The following is a 757-nucleotide window of genomic DNA, read 5'->3' on the forward strand; positions in this document are numbered from 1 at the left end:
AGCAAAGGCGTATTTTTCACATTAGGGACCTCTCCCGCTCTTTGGAGCATCCCTTCTAACGCAGGAACATACCGATTGATAGGCGATTTAATATGCCTTTTTACGGAATTGACACCTTTCTTTGCTGTTTTAGCTGCCGTCTTTCCAGCCTTGCCAAGACTTTTGGCGCCTGTTGAAACAGTAGGACCGGCCTCTGCCAACCCCCATATTGTCCCAATTGCATAAGCAAGATAGTGTCCGCGAGAATAAGAATCTCCGTGTACCATTTGTTTATCCCACGAGTCAGCGATTGATTTCAACATACTTTCAAAGGCGGCTTTGTAATCATACTCAAATACTGCATTTACAGTTGCTTTTGGGTTTTTAATAAAGTCATCAGCTTGTTCCGTAAGAGATTGCGCTGTTTCAACTGTTCCCACGACAGTCTCTTTTGCGAAATCGTATGCTCCACCGACAAAGCCTATCATACTTTCTAAAATATATTTCCCATCTTCCAGAGTTCCTTTAATAGGATCGGCTCTGAACTTCTGGGATTCTTCGATGGCAGTAACATAGTTCATCTCTTCAGATGTAAGATTGTCATAACCGATCTCTTTGGCAACTTTAAGATACTCATCGGGATCATCATACAGCTGCTCAAGTTTTTTCTTTAACTTGTACATTTTAACATCATGTTCACTAACTTCGCTAATCTCTTTTTCAAGCTTTGATCTCTTATCAAGTTTATCTAACATGACTCCCATCGCTGTCTCTTGAT

The 757-nt window shown here is 41.1% G+C and carries 1 pseudogene; it reads right to left on the minus strand.

From position 1 onward, the window contains the following. Positions 1–743, minus strand: a pseudogene (locus tag BTR1S_RS21475) (integrase); the annotation flags it as partial. Positions 744–757: the final 14 nt, after the last annotated feature.

It is taken from the genome of Bacillus sonorensis NBRC 101234 = KCTC 13918, assembly GCF_001592005.1.
Lineage (GTDB): Bacteria > Bacillota > Bacilli > Bacillales > Bacillaceae > Bacillus > Bacillus sonorensis.